A 5,001-nucleotide genomic window follows, 5' to 3' on the forward strand; every position below is an offset into this window, starting at 1 on the left:
AGGCGAAAAAGAAGGCCCGGGCCCGGCGGCGTCGCGGCGGAACCGCCACCGAGCGCGCGTACCGCTACGAATTCATGGATCTCGACCAGGATCCGGACCCAGGCATCGGAACCGACCATCCGCACGCTGCCGAGCCCTCCGAGGACGGCGCGGGGCCGCTCGGATTCGCCGGTGCCACAGCCAAATCCGGTGCCGCCCAGGCCGCCGGGCTGGCGACGCTGACCCGTGACGGGTTGAGCGACGGCCCCAGCGTGCCGATGATGCCGAGCACCTGGGACCGCTGAGCGAGTCTTACGGCTGGTAGCGCCGGGGCGTGAAGACCCGGTCACTGGAATCGTCTGAATACCACTGGGTTTGCGAGGACCCGACGATCAGCAGGCAGCGCATGTCGATCTCAGCCGGATTGAGATCGGCCAGCCGGACCACGCGGACGTTTTCGTCGGTGCCCGACACATTGCGGCCGATCACCACCGGCGTGCCCGCTTCGCGGTGGGCCAGCAGAATGTCGCGCATCGCGCCGACCTGCCATGTCCGCGTCTTCGACGCCGGGTTGTAGATCGCCAGCACCAGATCGGCGGCCGCGGCGGCCTGTAGCCGCGCGGAGATCACCTCCCACGGCTTGAGCCGGTCGGACAGCGAGATCACCGCGTAGTCGTGGCCCAGGGGGGCGCCGACCCGGCTGGCCACGGCCTGGGCGGCGGTCATGGCGGGTATCACCCGAATCTGCACGCCCGGCCATTGTTTGGCCTCTTCCAGCACCGCGGTCGCCATCGCGAACACCCCCGGGTCGCCCGACGACACCACCGCCACGGCCCGACCCTGCTCGGCCAGCGCGCAGGCCAGCCGCGCCCGCTCGGGTTCGTCGCGGTTATCGCTGGGGTGACGCAGCTGGCCCTCGCGCGCCGGGACGCGGTCCAGGTAGCCGCCGTAGCCGATCAGGTCGGTCGCCGCGGCCAGCTCCCGCCGGCTCTGCGGCGTCATCCAATCCAGGTCGCCGGGGCCCAGGCCCACCACCGCGACGCTGCCGGCCGCCGGCTCGTTCGCCGACCGCCGTCGCAGGCGGCGGCCGCCCGGCAGCATGGCCAGCGAGAAGTACGGCACGCTGGTCTCATCGACCTGCGCCGCGGGCAGGATGCGCTGCCCGGCGCTGCTGGCTCGCTCGACATAAAACGTGTCGTCGAGCTGTCCAGACGCCGAAAGCGCTTCCCGTACAGCGTGATACGAACGCCCCAACTTGAGGACCACGGCGGCGTCGGCGTCGGCGAGCCGGCGGGTCAGTTCGGCGACGGGCAAGGTGCCCGGCAACACCGACAGCACCTCGTCGCCGGCCACCAACGGTGTCGCGATGGCCGCCGAGGCGGCGCTCACCGACGTCACACCCGGAACGATGACCGCGTTGAACCGCTCGGTCAGCCGGGTGTGCAGGTGCATGTACGAGCTGTAGAACAGCGGGTCGCCCTCGGCCAGCAGCGCCACGTTGCGCCCGGCGTCCAGGTGCGCGGCGATGCGTCGTGCGGCCTCGGCGTAAAAGTCTTCAAGCGCGCCGGCATAGCCGCCCGGGTGGTCGGTGACCTCGGTGGTCACCGGATACACCAGGTGCTCCTCGATCTGGTCGGGCCGCAGATACCGTTCGGCGATGCCGCGCGCGATGCTGCGGCCGTGCCGGGCGCTGTGATAGGCGACCACGTCGGCCTCGCCGATCAGCCGCGCGGCCTTGACGGTCACCAGCTCCGGGTCACCCGGCCCGAGACCGACGCCCCACAGTGTCCCCCTATGGGCGCTTCGCGCGGTCCCTTGTGCGGTCACTCGGCGTCGCTCGCGATCGCGTTGACGGCGGCGGCGGCCATGGCGCTGCCGCCGCGGCGGCCCTGCACCACGAGATACGACATTCCGCGCGGGTGGTCGATGAGTTCCTGCTTGGACTGCGCCGACCCGACGAATCCCACCGGGCCGCCCAGCACCCCGGCCGGCGGGGAAAGCCCTTCGTCGATCAGTTCGAGCAGCCGGAACAGTGCGGTCGGCGCGTTGCCGATGGCCAGCACGGCGCCGTCCAGCCGATCCGCCCACAGCTCCACCCCCGCCGCCGAGCGCGTGGTGTGCCGTCGTGCGGCCAGGTCGGCCGCCCGCGGGTCGGCCACCAGCGACACCACCTCGTTGCCCGCCGGCAGCCGAGCGGTGGTGATCCCGGCGGCCACCATCGACGAATCGCACAACACCGGGGCGCCACGTCGCAGGGCCGCGCCGACGCGCGCGACGACATCGTCGGTGAACGCGACGTGCTCGGCGACGTCGACCTGGCCGCAGGTGTGGATCAACCGGACGACAACCCGCGCCACATCGGGGGGGAATCGAGCCAGGTCGGCTTCGGCGCGGATGGTCGCGAACGACTGCCGATAGATCTCCGCGGCATCGCGGATGTAGTCGAGCACCCGCTCACCCTAAGGGTTGTCAGGTTCGAAGCATCCGGTATCCGTCGCCGGTGGCGACCAGCACCTGACCGGCGGGTGGGCTGCCGCACGCGCGTTCGCAGCCCACGAAGTGCCGATGCACCACAACGTCGGCATCCAACGCCTGTGCGGCGTCCGCCCGCACGTCCGCGGCCGAGTGCGCGCAACCGGGACTGCCGGTGCAGGCGCTGACGGTCAGCCACGGGGAGTTCTCGTCGAACACCAACCCCAACGGCGCCAGCACGCGAAGCGCGACGTCGGCGACGGACTCGTCGAGATCACACACCAGCACCGATCGCCACGGCGTGATCACCAGCGGCGCCTCGATCGCCGCCAGGTACTCCGCGACGCGCGCGGGCAGCACACCCAGCGGCACCGCGGCGCCCAGCGCGATGCGGCCATCATCCTGGTTGATCCAGCCCACCGGCGCCTTGGTGACGGCGGGAAAGGGCGCACCGTCGAGTTCGGCGTCGGGTAGCAGCCGGCGGATATCGTTTAATTCGTTGACACGCCAAGCTGTTTCGTGGATATCCACGAACCGCGTCGCCAGAGTGACCAGCGTCTCGACCACCTCGCCGGCGGCCAGCCGGACGCCGGTGTCGCGTCCGGCCAGCAATAGAGCGCAACCGTCCGGCAATGCGTGCACGCCGATGTCGGCGCGCAGCCCCGACACGTCGGCGCGCCCGTCGTCGAGGCTGAACCAGAACCGGCCGCCCAGGTCGGCGAGCCGGGGCTCTGCGCAGATCGCGGCGTCGAGCTCACCGACCCAGCTCCGCACGTCGACGTTGCCGCCGGCCCGGCCCGACAGCGGTGACGCGACGATGTTGCGGACGCGCTCGTGGGTGGTCGACGGCAACAGGCCCGCGGCCGCGAGCGCCGCGGCGACCGCGGTCACGTCGGTCAGGCCGCGTAACTGCACGTTGCCCCGGGTGGTGAGTTCGAGCGTTCCCGCCCCTGCCTGAGTGGCAACGGCACTCAACGCCGCCAGCTGGGCGGCCGTGATCATGCCCCCGGGTAGCCGCACCCGGGCCAGGGCACCGTCGGCGGCCTGGTGCACCTGCAGCGCACCCGGGCAAGCGTCGGTGTCGCGCGTCCTGGCCACCCGTCCACGGTACGGCTCCACGGCACGACAGGGGGATGAGCGGCATCGCGGCATGAGGTCACGCAGTCTCCTATCGCTGTGGTGGCTCACCTACTGCTGCCCGGCCCGTGCGGGTGACTCGTTGTGGCGGGCACACTCGTACCCGTGGACACGATGGAATACGCCCCGGGGCGCTTGGCCGATGTCTTCGGCGACTCCAGCCGACCCACCGTCCTGCTGTGGCACGGCATGCAGACCGATGCGCGCGCGGCCTTCGGTCCGCTCGCCGGCATGCTCGCCGACCGCGGCGCGGCGGTGGTGGCGCCGGATTGGAATTCGCACGCTGGGGACGGCGGCCGCGCGGATCTGTTGGGTTCGCTCGACTTCACCCGCAACTTCGCGGGCGAGGGCAACGGCATCGTGCTCGTCGGGTGGTCCATGGGCGGTTGCGCCGCGGCGGGTCTGACGCTCAACGCGGCACGCTTCGACGTCACACTCACGCACACGGTGTGCCTGGCTGGCGCGTTCATGGCGCCCGATCCGCTCACCGGTCGAGCGCCGACCGACGCGCTGTCGACCGACAGCATCGGCACGCCGTTCACCCTGCTGCACGGCCTGGCCGACGACGCCGTCCCCGTGGCGGCCAGCCGGCAGTTCGCCGACGCCCTGCAACGGGTCGGCTGGCCGGTCGAGTTGGTGGAGCTCGACGCCGACCACGGTTCCATCGCCGGTGCCGACTACGACCCGGTGGCGGATCGCTACGAACCGGGGACGAGCGAGGAGGCGCTGCGGATCGCCGGGAAGGTCGCCGCCCGGATTGCGGCTCTGATCGGTCACTGATCGCCGACGCGATCACCTGGCCTGCGAGGCTCAAACTCGGCGCGGGACGCTACCCAACTCGCGTAACCAGCCCTTGCGGGCCGCCTTATGCCGCTTCAGGGATGCGTGCACCGTTCGCCAGCCGCGCCTGATGGTGCTCCGCACGGCCCGGTAGGTGCGGATGATCGAGCACCTCACCGTCCGCTACATCCTGGACCGGCCCGACACCGATCGGAACGAGTTCCACTACGAGATAACGACTTTGGCGTTGAACGACCTGAGGATTCACGACGACCCGATGCGCCGTTCGTAGGTCTGGCGCTTTTCGCGTTCCACGCAGTCGTGCGGAACCCCACCGGTGCCAGATGCCACCGGCACTGTGCCGCAAGAGTTTTACGGCGTCGAGAAGAAGCGCGAGTAAAGTGACTTCGGTGGCCGTGGCTTCGTCGAATGACCGGATGATCGCCGGGGTCGCCGCTGCCTCCGTCGCGCTCGGTGTAGCCCAATTGGCCAGCATCCCGTTCGGTGCGCGGGCCGATGCCCGCACCGCCGTGGGTTCCGCGGTCGTCGACCTGACACCGGGCCCCGTCAAAGAGTGGGCCATCCAAACGCTCGGTCCGCTCGACAAACCCTTCCTGGCCGTCGTCGTGCTCG

The 5,001-nt window shown here is 70.8% G+C and carries 5 protein-coding genes and 2 pseudogenes; 4 read left to right on the forward strand and 3 right to left on the reverse strand.

The window, feature by feature from the left end:
- A pseudogene (locus Q0W90_RS23105) lies at positions 1-284 on the forward strand (PPE family protein); the annotation flags it as partial.
- A 7-nt stretch (positions 285-291) separates the two neighbouring features.
- Here Q0W90_RS23105 and Q0W90_RS23110 read toward each other — a convergent pair.
- The 3 genes from Q0W90_RS23110 to cobG are packed head-to-tail and all read right to left on the reverse strand — an operon-like array spanning position 292 to position 3,549.
- Complete coding sequence (locus Q0W90_RS23110) at positions 292-1,806, reverse strand: precorrin-2 C(20)-methyltransferase (protein WP_297700797.1); 1,515 nt, start codon at positions 1,804-1,806, stop codon at positions 292-294.
- On the reverse strand, positions 1,803-2,429 hold the full coding sequence (locus Q0W90_RS23115) for a precorrin-8X methylmutase (protein WP_297597719.1): 627 nt from the start codon (positions 2,427-2,429) through the stop codon (positions 1,803-1,805). Before Q0W90_RS23115 ends, Q0W90_RS23110 begins: the two co-directional genes overlap by 4 nt.
- A gap of 19 nt (positions 2,430-2,448) precedes the next feature.
- The gene (gene cobG / locus Q0W90_RS23120) at positions 2,449-3,549 is read right to left on the reverse strand and encodes a precorrin-3B synthase (RefSeq protein WP_297776876.1); all 1,101 of its coding nucleotides are present in this window, start codon (positions 3,547-3,549) and stop codon (positions 2,449-2,451) included.
- A 144-nt stretch (positions 3,550-3,693) separates the two neighbouring features.
- On the opposite strand from cobG, the gene Q0W90_RS23125 reads away from it, so the two are divergent.
- The 3 genes and pseudogenes from Q0W90_RS23125 to Q0W90_RS23135 form a co-directional block, all read left to right on the forward strand.
- Positions 3,694-4,368: an alpha/beta fold hydrolase gene (locus Q0W90_RS23125; RefSeq protein ID WP_297700802.1), complete on the forward strand. Its 675-nt coding sequence runs from the start codon at positions 3,694-3,696 to the stop codon at positions 4,366-4,368.
- Positions 4,369-4,528: 160 nt separating this feature from the next.
- A complete protein-coding gene (locus Q0W90_RS23130) occupies positions 4,529-4,660 on the forward strand; it encodes a hypothetical protein (RefSeq protein ID WP_297597713.1) in 132 nt (43 codons plus the stop codon).
- 145 nt (positions 4,661-4,805) lie between these two features.
- Positions 4,806-5,001 (forward strand): annotated as a pseudogene (locus tag Q0W90_RS23135) (oxidoreductase); the annotation flags it as partial.

Origin of the sequence: Mycobacterium sp. (assembly GCF_025933915.1) — a bacterium.
Taxonomy (GTDB): Bacteria; Actinomycetota; Actinomycetes; order Mycobacteriales; family Mycobacteriaceae; genus Mycobacterium.